Here is an 18,273-nt window from a genome sequence, read left to right on the forward strand (position 1 = left end):
CTACAAAGGATTGTCGAAATAGTCGCCGTCGAGTCCGCTACGATACCAAGCTTCCGTTACGGCGGCGGGTAACGGCGGCTCGCTAAAAACATGGTAACGATTGCCCTGCGACGGCAGGGCCTCGTAACCCAGGTCGCGAAACACCGACGTCAGCCAGGGCGCCGCGACTTCCAGGTTGATCCAGGTCATACCGATTTCCCGCCAGTAGGCATATAGACGATACAGCAAGGCCGGCAGGGCTTCGCTGTCGTCGAGCCGGTAAAACACATCGCGCAACACCGCCATGTCGATCCCGTCGCCGAAGGCTTGGCGGTGCCAGACGGCGTAAGCTCTCAATCGCCCGCTAGCGTCGCGCAAACCCATTAGTTTCAACGGACAAGTCGGAAAATCGAATATACGCCAATTCAAATACCGGCTGCTTCTTTCCAGACAGGAGACATAGCCGCCGCGTGCCTGGTTCCACAATACGTCGTACTCGTCGCCGCAACGGGTTTCCTCGGTCAGATTGAAGCCGGCGCGGCGCAGTTTGGCATCGCGAAGCAACAGACTCAAATCGAACAGCGAGCCGATGATTCGGCCGGCCGAAGTGCCGACCCGTTTTTGCCACGAGGCCTTGAAGCTGCTCCGCAAGCGGAAAAAATCGTTGCTGTCGCCGCCGATCGCCGCGTACCCGAGTTTCCGGTAGGCTTTTTGGGTAACGACGCCGGCCGAGGTACTGCTGGTCATCGCCGCGAAATGTCGGCATTGATCGATCAGCTCGGTCCCTATACCGCGACCGCGATAGGTCGAATCGACACTGGTGTTGGCGGCGAAGGCGATAACGGTGGCTTGGCCGTCCAGCCACCACGGCTGGGCGAAGATGGCCCGAAACCCGATCAGTTTGCCCTGGTCCCGGACCCCGACGCCGATACCCGGAAATGCGGCCTGCCACGGGTTGTTGAGAATTCGGCGCTCCAGCCAATCGCCGACGCATTCCGGCGTTTGCTGAAACTCGGTAAAACTGTTCAATACCACTTGAATGCAGTCCGGAATATCGGCCGGACCGATGAATGAATAGCTGAAATTGTCTGCCTGATCGGGCTTGGACATGGAGATTCTCTAAAACTGGACGGAAAACGCGGCGGCCCAAGGCTCGCGCGCTACCCGGCAATCATAGTAGAAGCCCGGCGGCTTTGCCAGCGCCGGCGCCGCCAGTCCTTAAGTCCGGCTCTCCATTCAAGCTCGCGCTAATCGCTTGCCGACGGCCGCCCGTTTTTGTAAGCCCAGTAAAGTCAGCATGCCGCTTAAAAACAGCCAGGCGGCCGACGGCAACGCGCCTTTTAGATCGATAGATCGGGTCTCCTCGACGATGGGTTGAAACACGCTATTCAGTAACAGGGGAAAGTCGATGTCGATACTGCTAGTACTGACGCTACCGATCGCCGTGATCGCGCCGCCCAAGGTTTGCTCGGCTTCGAATCGAACTTGTTCGAAAACCGCTTCCGCTAAATCCCGAGCGGCGCCGACGCTAAGCGGCGCGGCGTCGGCGGCAAGCGCGGCGCCGCCTAAACCGATGCTTTCGTTACCGTTGGCCGGCGTGAGATTGGCCGCTAAACCCGCGTCCGCCCATAATGGACAGACTAACAAAATAACAGTCGAAAACCGCGTGATGTTCTCCATATAAACTCCCTATCAATATTCCAAAACCGATGGCTCGTGTGTTTCCCCTTCGAACCCGCGCGATCGGCCGCTTCAACAAGCCGGACTCAGGCGACCGCCATCCCGATCAGTAGTTTAGCAACTAACACGCCAGATGCCAGTCTCGATGGCCCATTTTTTTCAGGCTGACCGTGGCTTCCGGCGAACTGGTTCCAGGAATCGCCGTGACGAATGCTGGATTGCCGACAAATATTGCCTGGCACTTGTTGCACATACAACAATTCGGTCGGCGCCGACATTGATCGCCGCGAAGGTCCGCCCCGGCACGTCCCGAATCTCAGGGAAATCCCTCAGGGAAATACGGTTGAAAGATCGGCGCAACTTGCTACAGTAGCCGGCAGGTCGCCAACTCAAGGACTGCCGCCATGCTACGCAAAATCCTGATCGCCAATCGCGGCGAAATCGCGGTGCGGATCATTCGCGCCTGCGCCGAAATGGGTATCCGCTCGGCGGCGGTCTATACCGAGGCCGACCGGTTTGCATTGCACGTCAAGAAGGCCGACGAGTCGTATTGCATCGGCAGCGAGCCGGTCGCCGGCTATCTCAATATCTACGGTTTGGTCGATCTGGCGCTACGCACCGGTTGCGATGCCATCCATCCCGGCTACGGATTTCTGTCGGAAAACGCGTTGTTCGCGACCGCCTGCCAGGAACGCGGCCTGGTCTTCATCGGCCCGTCCGCCGAAGTGATCCGCAAGATGGGCGACAAGACCGAAGCTCGCGCGGCGATGCGGGCCGCCGGCCTGCCGGTCACGCCCGGCAGCGACGGCAACGTGGCCGATGTGGAACAGGCGCTGCAAGTGGCGGACGCGATCGGTTATCCGGTGATGCTGAAAGCCACTTCCGGTGGCGGCGGGCGCGGCATCCGCCGCTGCGACGGCCCGGACGAACTGCGCCAACAGTATCCGCGGGTGATTTCCGAAGCCGGCAAGGCCTTCGGCAGCGCCGAGGTGTTTCTGGAAAAATGCATCGTCGATCCGCTGCATATCGAGGTGCAAGTCCTGGCCGATCAATTCGGCAATACCATCCATCTCTACGAGCGCGACTGCTCGATTCAGCGCCGCAACCAGAAGCTGATCGAAATCGCCCCTTCGCCGCAACTCGACGAAGCCCAACGCCAGTATCTGGGCGGTCTGGCGGTCATGGCGGCCAAGGCGGTCGGCTATACCAACGCCGGCACCGTCGAATTTCTGCTGGATCGCGACGGCCGCTTTTACTTCATGGAAATGAATACCCGCGTCCAGGTGGAACACACGATTACCGAGACCATCACCGGCGTCGATATCGTCGAAGAACAGATTCGCGTCGCCGCCGGTTTGCCGTTGCGCTTTCGCCAGGAAGAGATCGTCCGGCGCGGTTACGCAATTCAATTTCGGGTGAACGCCGAAGATCCGCAGAACAGCTTTCTGCCCAGTTTCGGCCATATTTCCCGCTACTATGCGCCGGGCGGGCCGGGCGTGCGTACCGACACCGCGATTTATACCGGTTACGAAGTGCCGCCGTTTTTCGATTCGATGCTGGCCAAGGTCATCGTCAGTGCCATGACCTGGGAAGACGCGCTCAATCGCGGCGAACGGGCATTGCGCGACATGGGCTTGTTCGGCATCAAGACCACGATCCCGTATTACCTGGAAATCCTGCGTCATCCGGATTTTCGGCGCGGCCGCTTCAATACCGGTTTCGTCGAGGCGCACCCGGAATTGGTCAACTACTCCAACAAACCCCGCCCGGAAATTCTCGCCAGCGTGCTGGCGGCGGTGGTTGCGTCCCACACCGGCTTGTAAGCCGAGGAGCTAGCGATGAAAAAAGTCTATGTTACCGACGTGATTTTGCGCGACGCTCATCAATCGCTGATCGCCACCCGCTTGCGTACCGAAGACATGTTGCCGGCCTGCGCGCTGCTGGACGACATCGGCTATTGGTCGCTGGAATGCTGGGGCGGCGCCACCTTCGACGCTTGTTTGCGTTTTCTGAAGGAAGATCCGTGGGAGCGTTTGACTAAACTGAAAGCCGCGCTGCCCAACACCCGGCTGCAAATGCTGTTGCGCGGCCAGAACTTGCTCGGTTACCGGCATTATTCCGACGACGTGGTACGTAAATTCGTCGAAACCGCTGCCCAAAACGGCATAGACGTATTCCGGGTTTTCGATGCGCTGAACGACATCCGCAATCTGGAAACCGCCGTCGCGGCCGCCAAGGCCGCCGGCAAGCATGCCCAGGGCACGATTTGCTACACCACCAGCCCGGTCCACGATATCGCCAGTTTCATCGCGCTGGGCAAGGGCTTGGCCGACCTGGGCTGCGATTCGATCGCGATCAAGGACATGGCCGGCCTGCTGACGCCCTATCGGGCCGGCGAGTTGGTCAAGGCCTTGAAAAATGCGGTCGATCTGCCGCTGCATCTGCACTGCCACGCCACGGCCGGACTGGCCGAAATGTGCCAGCTCAAGGCCATCGAGGCCGGTTGCGAGCACGTCGATACCGCCTTATCGTCCTGGGCCGGCGGCACCAGTCATCCGCCGACCGAAAGCCTGGTCACCGCGTTGCGGGGTAGCGAATACGACACCGGCCTGGATTTGGACAAACTGCAGGCGGTTAACCAATACTTCGCCGAAGTCCGCAAGAAATACCGGCGCTACGAAAGCGAGTTCACCGGCATCGACACCCGCGTCCACATTTTTCAGGTGCCGGGCGGGATGATTTCGAACCTAGCCAATCAACTAAAGGAACGCAACGCGCTGGACCGCATCGGCGAGGTGTACCGGGAGATTCCGGCGGTGCGCAAGGACCTTGGCTATCCGCCGCTGGTGACGCCGACTTCGCAAATCGTCGGCACCCAGGCGGTCTTGAACGTGTTGACCGGCAAGCGCTACGAGACCATCAGCAACGAGGTCAAACGCTACCTGCACGGCGGTTACGGCAAGGCGCCGGCGCCGGTCGATCCGGAACTGCTGAAGAAAGCGGTTGGTAAGGAAGAGCCGATCGACTGCCGGCCGGCCGATCTGTTGAAGCCGGAGTTTTTGCATCTGCGCGGCGAGATCGGCCATCTGGCGTTGAACGACGAAGACGTGCTCAGTTACTCGATGTTTCCGGAAGTCGGCAAGCAATTTTTGGAGTTGCGTTCGACCGGCAATCTGGTCCCGGAACCGCTGGAACTGGAGGCCCCGCCGGAGGCTGTGGACAGCAAGAAAGCGCCGACCGAATTCAACGTCGCGCTACACGGCGAGTCCTATCACGTCAAAGTCACCGGCGCCGGCCCCAAAAACCAGAGCCTGCGGCATTTTTACTTCACCGTGGACGGCATGCCGGAAGAAATCGTCATCGAAACCCTGGACGAAATCGTGCTGGACGGCGGCGCCCAGGGTGCGGTGAAAAGCGCGATCGCCAGCAAGCGGCGCCGGCCGGCCGCGCCGGGCGACGTGGTCACCAGCATGCCTTGCAACATCATCGACGTATTGATCCGCGAAGGCCAAAAAGTCGTGGCCGGCCAGGCCTTGCTGGTGACCGAAGCGATGAAAATGGAGACCGAAATCACCGCCCCGCTGGCCGGCACCGTCAAGGCGATTTTCGTTGCCAAGGGTGATGCGGTGAATCCGGACGAGGTGTTGATCGAAATAATTTAACACCCAACCGCCGGCTCGGAAGGTAAAATAGGCCGTTTGCTATCGAGACCGGCATCCTCCAAACACAACCAGCCGCGCGCGGCCGGGGGGAGCAACCGGCTCCAGTCTCATCGTTTATCTAGCCGGCAAAGACATTGACTCCGACTCCCGTCACCGAACAATCGATTAATCAGGCCGCCGATTTGTTGCGGCGCGGCGAATTGGTCGCCTTTCCGACCGAAACCGTCTACGGCCTGGGCGGCGATGCCGCTAACCCGGCCGCGGTCGCCAAAATTTTCGCGGCCAAAGGCCGCCCGGCCGACCATCCGCTGATTGTGCACATCGCCTCGGCCGCGCATTTGAGCGAATGGGCCGTCGAGATTCCGGACGCCGCGCTGAAACTGGCCGAGCAGTTCTGGCCAGGCCCGTTGACGATGATTTTGAACAAGCGCCCGGACGTGCCGGACGCCGTGACCGGCGGTCAAACCACGATCGCGGTGCGGGTGCCGTCCAACCCGGTCGCGTTGCAGTTATTGCAAGCCTTCGGCGGCGGGATCGCGGCGCCGTCGGCCAACCGCTTCGGCCGGATCAGCCCGACCCAGGCCGGCCACGTCGCCGAGGAATTGGGCGATCGCGTCGCCTGCATTCTGGACGGCGGCGCTTGCTCGGTCGGCGTGGAATCGACGATCATCGATCTCAGCGACGGCCAGCCGGCCATCCTGCGGCCGGGCCGGATCACCCGCAGCCAGCTCAAGGCCGCGCTGGGTACCGAAGTCCGCCTGTCGCCGCAGAGCAAAATCCGCGCGCCCGGCATGCTGGCGGTACATTACGCGCCGAATACGATGGCCTTGCTGTGTCCGGCCGATACCTTGATCGCGATGACCGACGAGCTGTGCGGCCAGGGTAAGCGCATCGGCATTCTGGCCTTCAGTCCGGCCATCGCCGAGATTCCCTGCCCGAACCTGATCAAATTGCCCGAGCAAGCCGAACACTACGAAAGCGCGCTGTACAGCGCCTTGCGCGAATTGGATAGCCGGCAACTGGACACGATTTTGATCGAGCAACCGCCCGACAGCGAAGCCTGGGCCGCCGTCAACGACCGTTTGAGCAAAGCCACGGTGTGAAATGACCGACGCCGAATGGATGCGCCACGCCATCCGCCTGGCGCAACGCGCCGAAGCGCAAGGCGAGGTGCCGGTCGGCGCGCTGTTGGTGCTGAACCAGCGCTGCATCGCCGAAGGCTGGAACCAGCCGATACAAAGCGACGATCCTACCGCCCACGCCGAAATCGTCACTCTGCGCAAGGCCGGCCGGGCGCTGCATAACTACCGCTTGATCGACACCACCTTGTACGTGACGCTGGAACCCTGCGTAATGTGCATGGGCGCCATCGCCCACGCCCGCGTCAAACGTCTGGTGTTCGGCGCTTACGATCCTAAGCGCGGCGCGGTCTGTCATGCCCTGCAACTCAGCGACGCGCCGTTTTTGAATCATCGGGTGGAATGGAGCGGCGGCGTGCTGGAGGCCGACTGCGCCGAACTACTCAGCGATTTTTTCCGAGCCCGGCGCCGTTAACGACATGCATCAGTTTCTGGGTCGAAGTAGGTCGAAATGGTGCAAACTCAGGGGGATATCGTAGACTCCCCGAAAATTGGCGCTGGTAACGCGCCGGTTTGACCGCACCGAGAATTCCGTCGGGCGCAAAGGCTGCGGCCTGCCATGCGACGGTCGTGTGGGGCTGGGGCTTGGTAGCGCCTCACCCGTTTCTGGAACCAGCCAAAGAGAGCAAGCGATGGGAAAGCGTTACACCGAATTGTCCGATAAACACATGCAATTCATCCGCGAACAAAAGCTGTTTTTCGTCGGCACCGCCACGGCCGACAGTCGGGTTAATATCTCGCCCAAGGGCATGGACTCGTTCAAGGTGCTGGGGCCGGCACGGGTGGCCTGGCTGAACGTCACCGGTAGCGGTAACGAAACCGCCGCCCACGTGCGAATCGCCCCGCGGATGACGATCATGTTTTGCGCCTTCGTCGGTTCGCCGTTGATCTTGCGCTTATACGGCAACGCCCGCGTCGTGCATCCGGGCGATGCCGACTGGCCGGACTTGTTCGGCAAATTCCGGCCGCTACCCGGCGCCCGGCAAATCTTCGATGTAGAAATCGACTTGGTGCAGACTTCCTGCGGCATGGCGGTGCCGTTTTTCGATTACGCCGGCGAACGCGAACAGTTGTCCGATTGGGCCGCTGATCAAGGCGAGGCCGGCATCCGTCGTTATTGGCACGACAAAAACCAGCTCAGCATCGACGGTCTTCCGACTTATATCGTCGAAAAAGGCCACTGAAATCGCCGAGTACAAACCGAGGTTTGCAGGCCAACCCGCCACGTCGCGGAGTACAAACCTAGGTTTGTATTCCAATCATCGGTGAATCGGCCTTTGGCGTGGCTTAGATGCTACCCGGTTTCGTTGTCTTCAAGCATTGCTCCCCCGCGTTGGCGATAACGCCAGACCGCCAAGCCACGGAGTACAAACCTAGGTTTGTACTCCTACCGGCGCCAAAACGAGATTGGCCCGGCTTAAAGCTTATCCAGTGAACAGACCGCTCTCTTTGCCATCGCCGCCGGTTTTCGCCTATGCTAAGCGGCTGATTCCACTCAATGGCTCGTTACCATGCACGTTACCCTCGTTCACGTCCACGTCAAACCCGAACATATCGACGACTTCATCGCCGCCACCCGTTTGAACCACTTGGCCTCGGTGCAAGAGGCCGGCAACCGCCGTTTCGATGTCCTGCAAACGCCAGACGACCCCAGCCAATTTATCTTGTACGAAGTCTATGCCTCAGCCGAAGACGCGGCCGCGCACAAGCAGACCGAACATTACCTGGTCTGGCGCGACACGGTCGCAGACTGGATGGCCGAACCGCGCCGGGGCGTGCCGTATAAAGCCTTGTTTCCGGAGGCTTGAGCATGCAGACTTTCAAACCGTTTTACATCGCCCGCCTGCCGCGCATTTTGTTCGGGCGCGGCCGCCTGAACGAGGCGCCGGCCTTGATCGCCGGTTACGGCCGCAAAGCCTTGCTGGTCACCGGCAATCAGTCGTTTTTCGGCACGCCGGGCTGGCAAAGCTTTATCGACGCGTTGGCCGGGCAAGGTGTGGCATGGCAACATTGCACGGTGTCCGGCGAACCCTCGCCGCAATTGATCGATGACACGGTGAGCCGATTTCGCGAGCAGAACATCGAAGTCGTGGTCGCGATCGGCGGCGGTAGCGTACTCGACGCCGCCAAGGCCATCGCCGGTCTGCTGCCCAGCGGCGATTCGGTGATGGACTATCTGGAAGGCGTCGGCCGTAACCAAACCTATCACGGTCCCAGCACGCCTTTCATTGCCGTACCGACCACCGCCGGCACCGGCAGCGAAGCCACCAAAAACGCGGTGCTCAGCGTGCAAGGCCCGGACGGCTTCAAAAAATCGTTTCGCGACGAATGTCTGGTGCCGGAATACGCCATCCTCGATCCGGACTTGCTGGCGACTTGTTCGCCGGCATTGATCGCCGCCGACGGCATGGACGCGTTGACCCAATTGCTGGAATCCTACGTGTCGGCCAAGGCCAATCCGTTCACCGACGCGCTGGCCTGGAGCGGCATGCAAGCGGTCAAGTCCGGATTCTTCGCGGCCTGGCGCGGCGTGGAACCGGACGCCGGCGAAGGTCGCGCGGCAATGGCCTATGCGGCGCTGTTGTCCGGCATCACGCTGGCGCAAGTCGGCCTGGGTTCGGTACACGGCTTGGCTTCGCCGCTGGGCGCTTTCTTCCCGATCCCGCACGGCGTTGTGTGCGGCACACTGGTCGCTGCTGCGACCGAGGTCAACATCCGCGCGCTGCAAGCCCGCGAACCGGCCAATCCGGCCCTGCTTAAGTATGCCCAAGTCGGTCGGCTATTGGCCGGCGACGATGCGCCGGACGACCAACAAGCCCGCGACGCATTGATCGCGCTGCTGGCCGACTGGAGCGACTCCTTGCAATTGGATCGCCTCGGCGCCTACGGCATCGCCGAAGCCGACTTCCCGCTGATCGTCGCCAACGCGCGAGGCAGCAGCATGCAGACCAATCCCATCGTATTGACCGACGAAGAGATTGGGGAGATTCTGGCGCGGCGGATTTGAGTCGAATGAGCCGTCCGGAATGGCGACGCCCCTGTATTGTCTCGGGATTCAATGAGCGCGAAGCGATGGATTCCGTTTTCGGAGGTTTAAGTTCCCTTCGGCTCCGCTCAGGGAACGAACGACAGGTTCTCCGGCGCAGCGGTGAGTTCCCTGGATGGATTTCGCCTTCGAGTTTTAAATTCCCTTGGGCGCCGCTCAGGGACCGAGCGACACGTTCTGCGGTACAGCGGTGAGTTTCCTGGATGGATTTCGCCTTTGAATTTTAAATTCTCTTGGGCTCCGCTCAGGGAGCGATCGACACGTTCTCTGGTACAACGGAGCGTTCCCTGAATGGATTTCGCCTTTGAATTTTAAATTCCCTTGGGTTCCGCTCAGGGAACGACCGACACGTTCATCGGCACAGCGGAGCGTTCCCTGAATGGATTTCGCCTTCGAGTTTTAAATTCCCTTGGGTTCCGCTCAGGGAGCGACCGACGCGTTCTGCGGTACAGCGGTGAGTTCCCTGAATGGATTTCGCCTTCGAGTTTTAAATTCCCTTGGGTTCTGCTCAGGGAACGACCGACACGTTCTGCGGTACAGCGTGCGTTCTACGGCACACCGCGCGTTCCCTGAGCGGAGCCGAAGGGAACATGCCGGTGGGTTCAACCCCTTACAAGCCCGATCTATAAACCACAAAACCCAGGCATTCACCAAAAACGGGAGTACACAGTGAGTTCGAAACGATATTTTAATCATCCGCTATATGCGTTTTTTCTGATTTCGGCCTTGCTATCCGCCTGCGCCGCTAATCAGCCCGAGCCACCCGCTAAACCCATCGCCGAGACTGCCACGGTCAGCGAACCGGCGGTTTCCGAGCCGTCGTTGCCGGCCGACCAAAAAACCGGCCCGATCGACGTGTATATCCTGCCGCTGGACGATTTTTCCGACGACGCGGCGGTCGAGGTGGCGAAGATTGTCGGCCGGGAATTCGGCATCTGGGCGAAAGCCAGTTTGCCGCTCGGCGCGCTGGCAATCCAAGCCTTTCCGGGCACCCGGCAATTCGCGGCGGAAGACATTTTCGAGCAAGCCCGCGCCGTGATGCGGCGCCTGCCGGAAACCGACCCCAACACTCATTTCGTGTTTTTGACCAATCGCGACATCAACAGCCGTACCCGCAATTTCCGTTTTCAGTTCTCACATCACGATCGGGTGTGCCGCTGCTCGGTGATCTCCACCGCCCGCATGCACCAGCCGGGCGACCGCAATGCCAACCAGGCTGCCGCGACCCGGCTGTTGAAAATGACCAAGCGCGCGATCGGCGAAATGGATTTCGGCTGGACCCGCTCCGCCGACATCAAGGACCTGATGTACGCGCCGATCATGAGCCTGGACGATCTCGACGCCATCGGCGACCGCCACCCGCCGATTCCGTTGCGTTGAGATTGCGCTAATCCTGTCGCCTTAGGCGCGTTTTGCTAGCGTCAAGTCACCAATGGAGCACGCCGCGCCGGTTGTATTGGTAGCTGTAAGCGCCGTCGCTGGTGGTGTTGCCGGCGGCATCCCGTTCTCGCCGACTGTGCCAAGCGGCCGGGGCGTGCCGTGCGATTGGCGTAGCGAAATCGCACGAATGCCGGCTTTCGTTCCTCCGATTACGCTTCGCTAATCGGAGCTACGCGGGCTACATGTGCATGTTCCTGCTGTCCGGGAACGTGTGGATTATCAATCCAAACTGTTGTGCCACCACCAAGATCAATAGGTTGACCAGAACTGGCAAGACCTTCCGGATCAATAAGGTTACCGGGTTATTCTCAACATAGGTGTATATGTTTGGTCACTTCGTCGTAGGCCTATATTCTGTAGCTAGTTCCCATGCATCCGGTTCATTACAGGCATTTCTAGTCACCTTACTATCTGAGTCAACAATCTCAAATATCATGTTCCTATCTTTATTAGGCTTGCTTCGTAACTTTAATGATTTAGAAAGCTCTTTCTCTATCCCGCTTGAGCTTCGGATATAACCATAAGTGCTTGGTAACTGAATATTCAAACCAGTATCAATACCAAAGAATGTTAGTTCTTGACCTATTTTAAAGTTAAATAAATGCTCTGTATTATCAAACCATGTGCAGACTAAGCGCTTTTCATTTTTGACAACATGACCTTTATATTTCTTTATAACCTCAACTTCTAAAATGCCTATCTGTTTAGTACCTAAGCCAACGACAAGCCCTTTTTCAATCGTCTTTTCATTTAGAACTTTTCCAATAAAAATGGTATCTGATTGAGTTACAACACGATTCATTACATTTTGGAATGATTCAATAGGGTACTTAGAATACGCGTTACTAGATAGCAACAGAAAAACTATAAAAATCAATTTCATTGCTTTAAGGCCTCTTCACGTTGTTTGCTATAGTATTGAATTTGTTCTGGAGATAAGTTTGGATAATCCTTTTGGAGTTTAGCGGGCGTTGGCATAGAAGTGCCATAAGCTTTATATTCAAGAATATAAGCGTCCATTTCAGTATAATTCAGTGGTTTAGAATGCGAAACCTCGTGAAGTAAAGTGCTAGGTAGTGAACCGCATTTGCCAGGGTTAAAAGCATTTCTTAGATAAATATCCGGGTCATTATTTGCCCCGCAATAATTTTTGTTTTTCTCTGGTTTCTTACAAATGAAATTTGCAGTTTCAAGGGCTTGGGAAAAACCAGGCCCAATTCCCTGTTTATTAGCAGCGTCCTGTGCATTTGCAACTGCTTTGTCAATCAATTCACACTGAGCATCATTACAACCTGTTTTGCTATACAAGCCTAAAGGATCAGTCCATCTTAGTGGATTATTTAAAGCATAGGTGTAAGTATTAATGCCCCCCAACACCCCAATCGGATCGGAGGAGATATAGCGGCCGGTCTTGGGTTGGTAATACCGGTGCATATTGTAGTGCAGACCGGTTTCGGCGTCGTAATACTGGCCGGGGAAGCGCAGGTTGAGCTGGGTGATTTGGCCGTTGCCGTCCGGGTCTTGATTGGGCGCGGTGGCGCCGAAGGCTTCGTGGGTCCAGCGCCAGACCACGTTGCCCTGGCTGTTGCTGGCGTCGCTCGGGCTGCCCAGCGCGTCGGTGTGCAGTATCAGGCTTTCCAAGGTGCTGGCGGCGCCGGCCGCGGTGACTTGGGTTTTGAAGCGCGCCACCGGCCGCTCGCCGCGCCAGACGTAGTCGAGGGCGAGCCAGTTGCCTTGGGCATCCTTGCCGATTTCCGCCAGCAATTGGCCGCCGGGGCCGTATTGATACACGGTTTTACCGCCGCTCAAGGTTTTTAACGTGCGCTGGCCCAGGGCGTTGTAGCTGTAGTTCGCGACCGCCGCCCCGCTTTGGTAAACCCGGTACAGCAGGCCGCGGCGGTTGTATTGGTAGCTGTAAGCGCCGTCGCTGGTGATGTTGCCGGCGGCATCCACGCCAATGGCCACGCCGCCTTGCTGAGTCAGGCGGTTGCCGGCCGGCGCGTAGGCGTAGCTTTCGGTCGCACCGTTGGCTAGGACAGGCTGTGAACTCTATAGCGCCACCGAGAAGGCAATTGTGGAAGTTTAATCGACATTCGTAGCGGCGGACGTGCCCGACTAGAAGGCTTGCGCCGGCTCTGCTATGCTTGTCGCCGCTGGCGTTTTCAGTTAGACCATTCTTTCAGTCAGTTCGGAAACAGTCCTAATCACCCAGCAGTCGGTCCCGGCTTGCGATGACGAGCGAACAGTCACGCTTAGCGGGCCACTACCCGAGCGCGTGTTTCGGGTAAGGCATAACGAAATCCAATCCCTCCAGGAGTTTTTATGAATAAAAGTTGCGCGTTTGTAGCAGGAATTGTTCTGTTTTTTTCCGGTTTGACCGCCCATGCCGAAGCCGGCTTCATAGCGGACGCCAACCGCTACGACATTGCCTACGATACAGTGCGGCAAGTACTGTTTATCAGCGGCGGCACCACTGTTCGGCGGTACGACATGGTCGCTAAAAAGTTTCTAACGCCGATTACGTTGGGTGGCCAAACCGCCGGCATGGACATTTCCGCCGACGGTAAATTGCTGGCGGTCGCCAATTTGTCGCGCGGGGCCAAGCAAAACTTTATCGACGTTATCAATTTGCGCACGCTCGCGGTAAAAAGGGTCGGCTTCGATTTGAGTTTCGGCGAGGGCGGCACCTTTACCGTGGCGTTCGACGAATTGAGTAATATCCTGGTCTCCAGCAACTACGAAGGCTCGGGCTGGGTGCCGCTGCGGAAAATCAATTACTTCACCAAGGCGGTCTCGGAATTGGGTTCGGTCAGACAAAACAGCATGTTGGCCGCATCGGCGGATAGGCATACGATAGCGGTCGCCGAGTCCAATATCTCCAACGGCGCCTGGGGCGTTTACAAAGCCGGAGACGAGCAATACCAATCGAATAACGCGACCAATTGGTTTAATTTCGAGATCGGCATTTCTTATACTGGCAGCCAAATCGCTGTTCCCACCTACGGCGGCACCATCATCCTGGACAGTAAACAAGTCTTCCCGGCGGTTGGCGAATACGCCGGCGTAACGCCGATCGGCGCGGCTTACGCACCGGTAGGGAACAAGGTGTATTTCCCAATGGCAAATTCCGATTACATCTCAGTTTATAACTCGGACACAATGACTGAAGTCGCTCAGATCAAAGTGCCCGGCAATTTCGACTGGAACGGCAATTTCGCCTTCGGCGAGGGCCGCGTCAAGGTTGCCTCGGACAATTCGTTTTTGTTTTCCACGCTGGATTCCGGGGTTTATTTCGCGCCGTTGCGGACGCCGGCCCAGTAATTCGCTAGTCTTCTCACGCTCAGCGGCTTGCCTTGGCTGGCCGCTGTTTGGCGGGCATCGTCGTGCGCTTGCGCCAGTGGTCTTGTGCAAGCGCCTCCAAAGCTATCTCTTCGGAGTTCTCATGAAAACCACCACTCAGCAACGCGAACATCTGGAAGCCTTGATCGGCCGGGCCGAGCAGGAAGCCAAGCGCCGGCCGCGGCGTTATCGGGCCAAGGTCGGCTTGCTGGCGCTACTGGGTTATTTGGTGATCTTCGGCATGCTGTTTACCTTGGTGGCGATCAGTGTCGGCATCGGTTGGGCGGCGCTGGCGAGTACCACGTTCGCGATATTGCTGCTGAAGAAGAAATTGATCGTTGTCATTCTGGCGATGATTTACGTGTTGCTGCGGGCACTGTGGGTGAAGTTCGAGCCGCCGACCGGCTACCGTTTGACCGCCAAGCACTATCCGAAATTGTTCGAACGCTTGAAAACGCTCAGCCGGCAATTGCGCGCGCCCAGGATTCATCAAGTCATTTTGACCCCGGAATACAACGCCGCGATCGTGCAAACCCCGCGCTTGGGCGTGTTCGGCTTTCCGAAAAACACGCTGTTTTTGGGTTTGGAATTGTTGCTGAGCCTGTCGCCGGCCCAGGCCGAAGCGGTGATCGCCCACGAATTGGGCCACTTGTCGGCTGCCCACAGCCGATTCGCCGGCTGGATTTATCGGGTGCGCTTGAGCTGGCAACGCATCGTCGCCGGATTGGAGCGTCAACAAAACATCGGCGCCTCGCTGATGCGGCGGTTTTTCGATTGGTATGCGCCCACCTTCGCCGCCTATTCCTTCGCGCTCGCTCGCACCAACGAATTCGCGGCCGACGCGGTGGCCGCGCAACTGACCAGCCGCCACGATGCCGCGCAAGCCCTGGTCAATACCTACGTGGTCAGCGGCTTGGTCAACGAGCATTTCTGGATGCCCTTTCTGAAGCAGGCAGACACTAGCGAGCTGCCCACGGCGCCTTTCAAACCCTTGCGCGATTTCCTGCGTCAGCCGCCGTTCGAAACCGCCGATTTGCACGCCAAGGTCGCCGAAGCCTTGAAGGTCGCCACCGGCCATTACGACACTCATCCGGCGCTGAGCGACCGGTTGCAAGCCCTGCAAACCGAGGCGCCGTTGCCGAAAATGCCGGCCGACTCGGCCGCGCGGGCGTGGCTGGGCGGCGAACTGGACCGGATCTTGGCGGATTTCGACGCCGATTGGCTGAAAAACAACGACGACAAATGGCGGGAGCGCTACCGCTATTGCCAGGAAGGCCGGCAAACCTTGGCGGAATTGTCCCAACAGGCTTCCGAAACCCTCAGCGCCGCGCAACATTGGCAATTGGCGGTGTTGACCGAGGAATTCGCGCCGGACATCGATCCGCTACCGCTGTTTCAAAGCTATCGCGCCGCCCACGCCGATGCGGACGCCGATTTTGTAATCGGCCGGCTGCTGCTGAAAAGCGATGACAGCGCCGGCATCGCGGCCATCGAGGCTGCCATCGCCGCGAAGCCGGAGTTGACGCTGGAGGGTTGCCGCTGGCTGGACTATTTCTACCGGCGGCGCGGCGACGAAGCCGCCGCCGATGATTGCCTGAAACGGGCCGAGCGGCAGATGGACATCAACCGGGCGGCGGGGCTGGAGCGGGATACGCTGACCCGCAAGGATAGGTTCGTCAAACCGCGGGCGGACGAGGCCACGCTGGCGGCGATTCGCGCTGCCGCGGCCGAAGTGGCCGGCGTCAAACGCGTTTGGCTGGCCGAAAAGCCGATGCAACACTATCCCGAAGCCAAGACGTATGCCGTGGTATTCGCCAAGTCCGCTTTCGCCAACGAGAAGAAATTGACGCGACAATTGTTGGAGCGTCTGTCGTTACCGCACACGCTATTCGTGCTGGCCAAGTCCGGGTCGCATGCCGCGATCGCCAAGCGCGCGATCAAGGCGGGTAGCGAGATATATCGGCGGTAGATGCGGCGTGTCGCGGAATGTTATCGGTCGCCCCCCCCACTGTTTCGAGAATGCCTTAGCGGCGAGTGGCGGTTGCTGGGCGGAGCTGAGGTTGCTGAGCGGAGCCGAAGCAAAGCCGCTTCAATGAGGCCCGGCGGGTGCCGGGGAATGCGACGCAGGATGGAACATACAAGGGTACGCACTGCGTACCCCACATCTATCAGATGGAATAGCCCAGTAGTCGCCGCGGCGTTATTGGGGAAGCTGATTCGGGATGAAGCGGATTTTCTAGTGTATTTCAATTGTATTCATAATAGACCGACAAAACTAACTGGTTAATGCCGTTAAAAGGCTGGCCATACTCGACTTGTCACCAATGCGTCTAACGCGACGTCCATCCTCTAACTTTGGCACGAATTGATGAAGACTTATATCGAATTGACTAGCTTTAACATACAGCCATTTTAGGAGATCAATTATGCGAGCGCTTCAATTTCCCGTAGCGATTGCGCTATTTTTTTGTTTTCTATATGCCGCAAATGCTAACGTATATCTTAATGAAATAAACGAGATTGACAATGACGAGATTGGCGTAGTCATCAATATGAAGTATTACCCGAGGGACAAACTTGTTGTATACTCATTTGAGGTCTCAAACAAAGGCAAAAACCCAATATTCTTGCCTCCCAAATATGACGCAACGACTCCACCGCACAAAGGTTTCGATCCTTTTTGCGATATCGAGCTTAAAATCAACGACCGATGGGTTCACTGGATCGATAATCGTCGAGTTCCGGGTTGGGAAAAACAGAATGGCGGCATGACTTATTCCCAATTTTATGTAGGCACACTTCGTGTGAATGCTCAACCCATACCATTAGAAACAAATAATCGGGAAATAAAATTTCGTTCAGTACCGACTTTTCCACAAGCCATTCGAGTAAGTTTTCCTTATAAAACCAAATTGCAAGATAAGGACGAAAAAATCGCAATTTTTGTTTTAGAACAAAAATCCCTGGAAGAATACCGAAAACTGTTGTCTGAATAAGCCAAGAAAATAGCCTCGATGGAATCGAGGATTCGAAGACATCCCCCTGCAAGTCGCCGATGTTAGTCTCGTGACAGAACCGCCGACACCCTCGATTCTGCTAACTTTGCATCGAGGCTACGCAATACCAACCAGTACGAACCTACCGCGTTGTTTCCGGCTTCTCTACGGTGATAAGCTTATGCCTGTACCCGTGGTACGCGATGCATCACGACCGCTTGTGAAGCTGTGACGGCTTTACCGGCGTCCCCCTTTCGGAGTCTAGCCGGATGAAAACCCTGCCCCTCAACCACGCCTTCACGTTGATCGAACCCGGCCCGGTGGTGTGGGTGACGACCAACGACGGCCGGCGCGACAACGTGATGACGGTTTCCTGGACCATGGTGCTGGACTTCTCGCCCAAATTCGCGATCGCAACCGGGCCGTGGAACCATTCCTATCAAGCGTTGCGCGACACCAAGGCCTGCGTGCTGGCGATTCCGACGCTGGACTTGCTCGACCGGGTGGTCGGCATAGGCATTTGCTCGGGCAGCGATACCGACAAATTCGCCAAATTCGGTTTGACCGCGCTACGCGGCCAGCACGTCGCGGCGCCTTTAATCCAAGAATGCTTAGCGAACATCGAATGCCGGGTGATCGACATCGTCGAACGCCATAACATCGTCGTGCTGGAAGGGCTGGCCGCTTACCTGGACGACGAACGCGCGGAACGCCGCACCCTGCACGCAGTCGGCGACGGCAGTTTCGTTGCCGACGGCATAAAACTGGATCGGCGGGAGATGATGGCGGCGAAATTGCCCGAAGGTATCTGATCGCCCATCCGCAAAAGCGGCGGATTTCGGTCGGTTCCGGCATTCGTTTTTAGCGACGACGCTAGCGCGGCGGGTTCATGCCGCCGCTTGCGGTCTGGAACGCGACGACGGATGTTCCGAACTCGGCGATTCTGGTTTCGAGCTCTCCGACAAAACCGTCGAGCTTTTTTGGAAAACGTT

The 18,273-nt window shown here is 57.9% G+C and carries 16 protein-coding genes; 12 read left to right on the forward strand and 4 right to left on the reverse strand.

The genetic code is table 11. From position 1 onward, the window contains the following. Positions 1-1,089 carry a GNAT family N-acetyltransferase gene (locus ACQE3E_RS21950; protein ID WP_427501083.1) on the reverse strand — a complete coding sequence of 363 codons (1,089 nt, stop codon included), beginning with the start codon at positions 1,087-1,089 and terminating at the stop codon, positions 1-3. 126 nt (positions 1,090-1,215) lie between these two features. Then, a complete protein-coding gene (locus ACQE3E_RS21955; RefSeq protein ID WP_427501084.1) occupies positions 1,216-1,659 on the reverse strand; it encodes a hypothetical protein in 444 nt (147 codons plus the stop codon). A 404-nt stretch (positions 1,660-2,063) separates the two neighbouring features. Here ACQE3E_RS21955 and ACQE3E_RS21960 point away from each other — a divergent pair, with 404 nt between their 5' ends. The 8 genes from ACQE3E_RS21960 to ACQE3E_RS21995 all read left to right on the forward strand — a co-directional run bounded on the left by ACQE3E_RS21960 (position 2,064) and on the right by ACQE3E_RS21995 (position 10,886). Next, positions 2,064-3,482, forward strand: coding sequence for an acetyl-CoA carboxylase biotin carboxylase subunit (locus tag ACQE3E_RS21960; RefSeq protein WP_427501085.1), 1,419 nt, complete (start codon positions 2,064-2,066; stop codon positions 3,480-3,482). A 15-nt stretch (positions 3,483-3,497) separates the two neighbouring features. Then, a complete protein-coding gene (gene oadA / locus ACQE3E_RS21965) occupies positions 3,498-5,321 on the forward strand; it encodes a sodium-extruding oxaloacetate decarboxylase subunit alpha (RefSeq protein ID WP_427501086.1) in 1,824 nt (607 codons plus the stop codon). Between the two features lie 134 nt (positions 5,322-5,455). Beyond that, positions 5,456-6,424, forward strand: coding sequence for an L-threonylcarbamoyladenylate synthase (locus ACQE3E_RS21970; RefSeq protein WP_281021715.1), 969 nt, complete (start codon positions 5,456-5,458; stop codon positions 6,422-6,424). Position 6,425: 1 nt separating this feature from the next. Then, a complete protein-coding gene (gene tadA / locus ACQE3E_RS21975) occupies positions 6,426-6,875 on the forward strand; it encodes a tRNA adenosine(34) deaminase TadA (protein WP_168028427.1) in 450 nt (149 codons plus the stop codon). A 217-nt stretch (positions 6,876-7,092) separates the two neighbouring features. After that, positions 7,093-7,644 (forward strand): pyridoxamine 5'-phosphate oxidase family protein, encoded by a 552-nt coding sequence (locus ACQE3E_RS21980; protein WP_168028425.1) that lies wholly within the window; start codon positions 7,093-7,095, stop codon positions 7,642-7,644. A gap of 327 nt (positions 7,645-7,971) precedes the next feature. Next, positions 7,972-8,268: an antibiotic biosynthesis monooxygenase gene (locus ACQE3E_RS21985; RefSeq protein ID WP_313730291.1), complete on the forward strand. Its 297-nt coding sequence runs from the start codon at positions 7,972-7,974 to the stop codon at positions 8,266-8,268. A gap of 2 nt (positions 8,269-8,270) precedes the next feature. Beyond that, positions 8,271-9,467: an iron-containing alcohol dehydrogenase gene (locus ACQE3E_RS21990; RefSeq protein ID WP_427501087.1), complete on the forward strand. Its 1,197-nt coding sequence runs from the start codon at positions 8,271-8,273 to the stop codon at positions 9,465-9,467. 708 nt (positions 9,468-10,175) lie between these two features. Next, positions 10,176-10,886 (forward strand): hypothetical protein, encoded by a 711-nt coding sequence (locus tag ACQE3E_RS21995; RefSeq protein WP_313730289.1) that lies wholly within the window; start codon positions 10,176-10,178, stop codon positions 10,884-10,886. 391 nt (positions 10,887-11,277) lie between these two features. Here the strand turns inward: ACQE3E_RS21995 and ACQE3E_RS22000 are convergent, their stop codons facing one another. Continuing rightward, positions 11,278-11,829, reverse strand: coding sequence for a hypothetical protein (locus ACQE3E_RS22000; protein WP_064028112.1), 552 nt, complete (start codon positions 11,827-11,829; stop codon positions 11,278-11,280). Next, positions 11,826-12,911 carry an RHS repeat domain-containing protein gene (locus ACQE3E_RS22005; RefSeq protein ID WP_313730288.1) on the reverse strand — a complete coding sequence of 362 codons (1,086 nt, stop codon included), beginning with the start codon at positions 12,909-12,911 and terminating at the stop codon, positions 11,826-11,828. The genes ACQE3E_RS22000 and ACQE3E_RS22005 overlap by 4 nt, the downstream gene beginning before the upstream one ends. Before the next feature lie 357 nt (positions 12,912-13,268). On the opposite strand from ACQE3E_RS22005, the gene ACQE3E_RS22010 reads away from it, so the two are divergent. The 4 genes from ACQE3E_RS22010 (at position 13,269) to ACQE3E_RS22025 (ending at position 18,093) form a co-directional block, all read left to right on the forward strand. After that, a complete protein-coding gene (locus tag ACQE3E_RS22010; RefSeq protein ID WP_313730287.1) occupies positions 13,269-14,267 on the forward strand; it encodes a YncE family protein in 999 nt (332 codons plus the stop codon). Between the two features lie 121 nt (positions 14,268-14,388). Then, complete coding sequence (locus ACQE3E_RS22015; protein ID WP_313730286.1) at positions 14,389-16,254, forward strand: M48 family metallopeptidase; 1,866 nt, start codon at positions 14,389-14,391, stop codon at positions 16,252-16,254. Between the two features lie 457 nt (positions 16,255-16,711). Then, a complete protein-coding gene (locus ACQE3E_RS22020; protein WP_313730285.1) occupies positions 16,712-17,281 on the forward strand; it encodes a hypothetical protein in 570 nt (189 codons plus the stop codon). A 269-nt stretch (positions 17,282-17,550) separates the two neighbouring features. Beyond that, positions 17,551-18,093: a flavin reductase family protein gene (locus ACQE3E_RS22025; protein ID WP_071159117.1), complete on the forward strand. Its 543-nt coding sequence runs from the start codon at positions 17,551-17,553 to the stop codon at positions 18,091-18,093. Positions 18,094-18,273 lie beyond the last annotated feature (180 nt).

It is taken from the genome of Methylomonas sp. MED-D (assembly GCF_050276835.1).
GTDB lineage: Bacteria > Pseudomonadota > Gammaproteobacteria > Methylococcales > Methylomonadaceae > Methylomonas > Methylomonas koyamae_A.

Excerpts from the sequence above, each read along its gene's own strand:
- ACQE3E_RS21950 (WP_427501083.1), bottom strand. The coding sequence starts at position 1,089 with ATGTCCAAGCCCGATCAGGCAGACAATTTCAGCTATTCATTCATCGGT.
- ACQE3E_RS21955 (WP_427501084.1), bottom strand. The coding sequence starts at position 1,659 with ATGGAGAACATCACGCGGTTTTCGACTGTTATTTTGTTAGTCTGTCCA.
- ACQE3E_RS21960 (WP_427501085.1), top strand. The coding sequence starts at position 2,064 with ATGCTACGCAAAATCCTGATCGCCAATCGCGGCGAAATCGCGGTGCGG.
- oadA (WP_427501086.1), top strand. The coding sequence starts at position 3,498 with ATGAAAAAAGTCTATGTTACCGACGTGATTTTGCGCGACGCTCATCAA.
- tadA (WP_168028427.1), top strand. The coding sequence starts at position 6,426 with ATGACCGACGCCGAATGGATGCGCCACGCCATCCGCCTGGCGCAACGC.
- ACQE3E_RS21980 (WP_168028425.1), top strand. The coding sequence starts at position 7,093 with ATGGGAAAGCGTTACACCGAATTGTCCGATAAACACATGCAATTCATC.
- ACQE3E_RS21985 (WP_313730291.1), top strand. The coding sequence starts at position 7,972 with ATGCACGTTACCCTCGTTCACGTCCACGTCAAACCCGAACATATCGAC.
- ACQE3E_RS21990 (WP_427501087.1), top strand. The coding sequence starts at position 8,271 with ATGCAGACTTTCAAACCGTTTTACATCGCCCGCCTGCCGCGCATTTTG.
- ACQE3E_RS22000 (WP_064028112.1), bottom strand. The coding sequence starts at position 11,829 with ATGAAATTGATTTTTATAGTTTTTCTGTTGCTATCTAGTAACGCGTAT.
- ACQE3E_RS22010 (WP_313730287.1), top strand. The coding sequence starts at position 13,269 with ATGAATAAAAGTTGCGCGTTTGTAGCAGGAATTGTTCTGTTTTTTTCC.
- ACQE3E_RS22015 (WP_313730286.1), top strand. The coding sequence starts at position 14,389 with ATGAAAACCACCACTCAGCAACGCGAACATCTGGAAGCCTTGATCGGC.
- ACQE3E_RS22020 (WP_313730285.1), top strand. The coding sequence starts at position 16,712 with ATGCGAGCGCTTCAATTTCCCGTAGCGATTGCGCTATTTTTTTGTTTT.
- ACQE3E_RS22025 (WP_071159117.1), top strand. The coding sequence starts at position 17,551 with ATGAAAACCCTGCCCCTCAACCACGCCTTCACGTTGATCGAACCCGGC.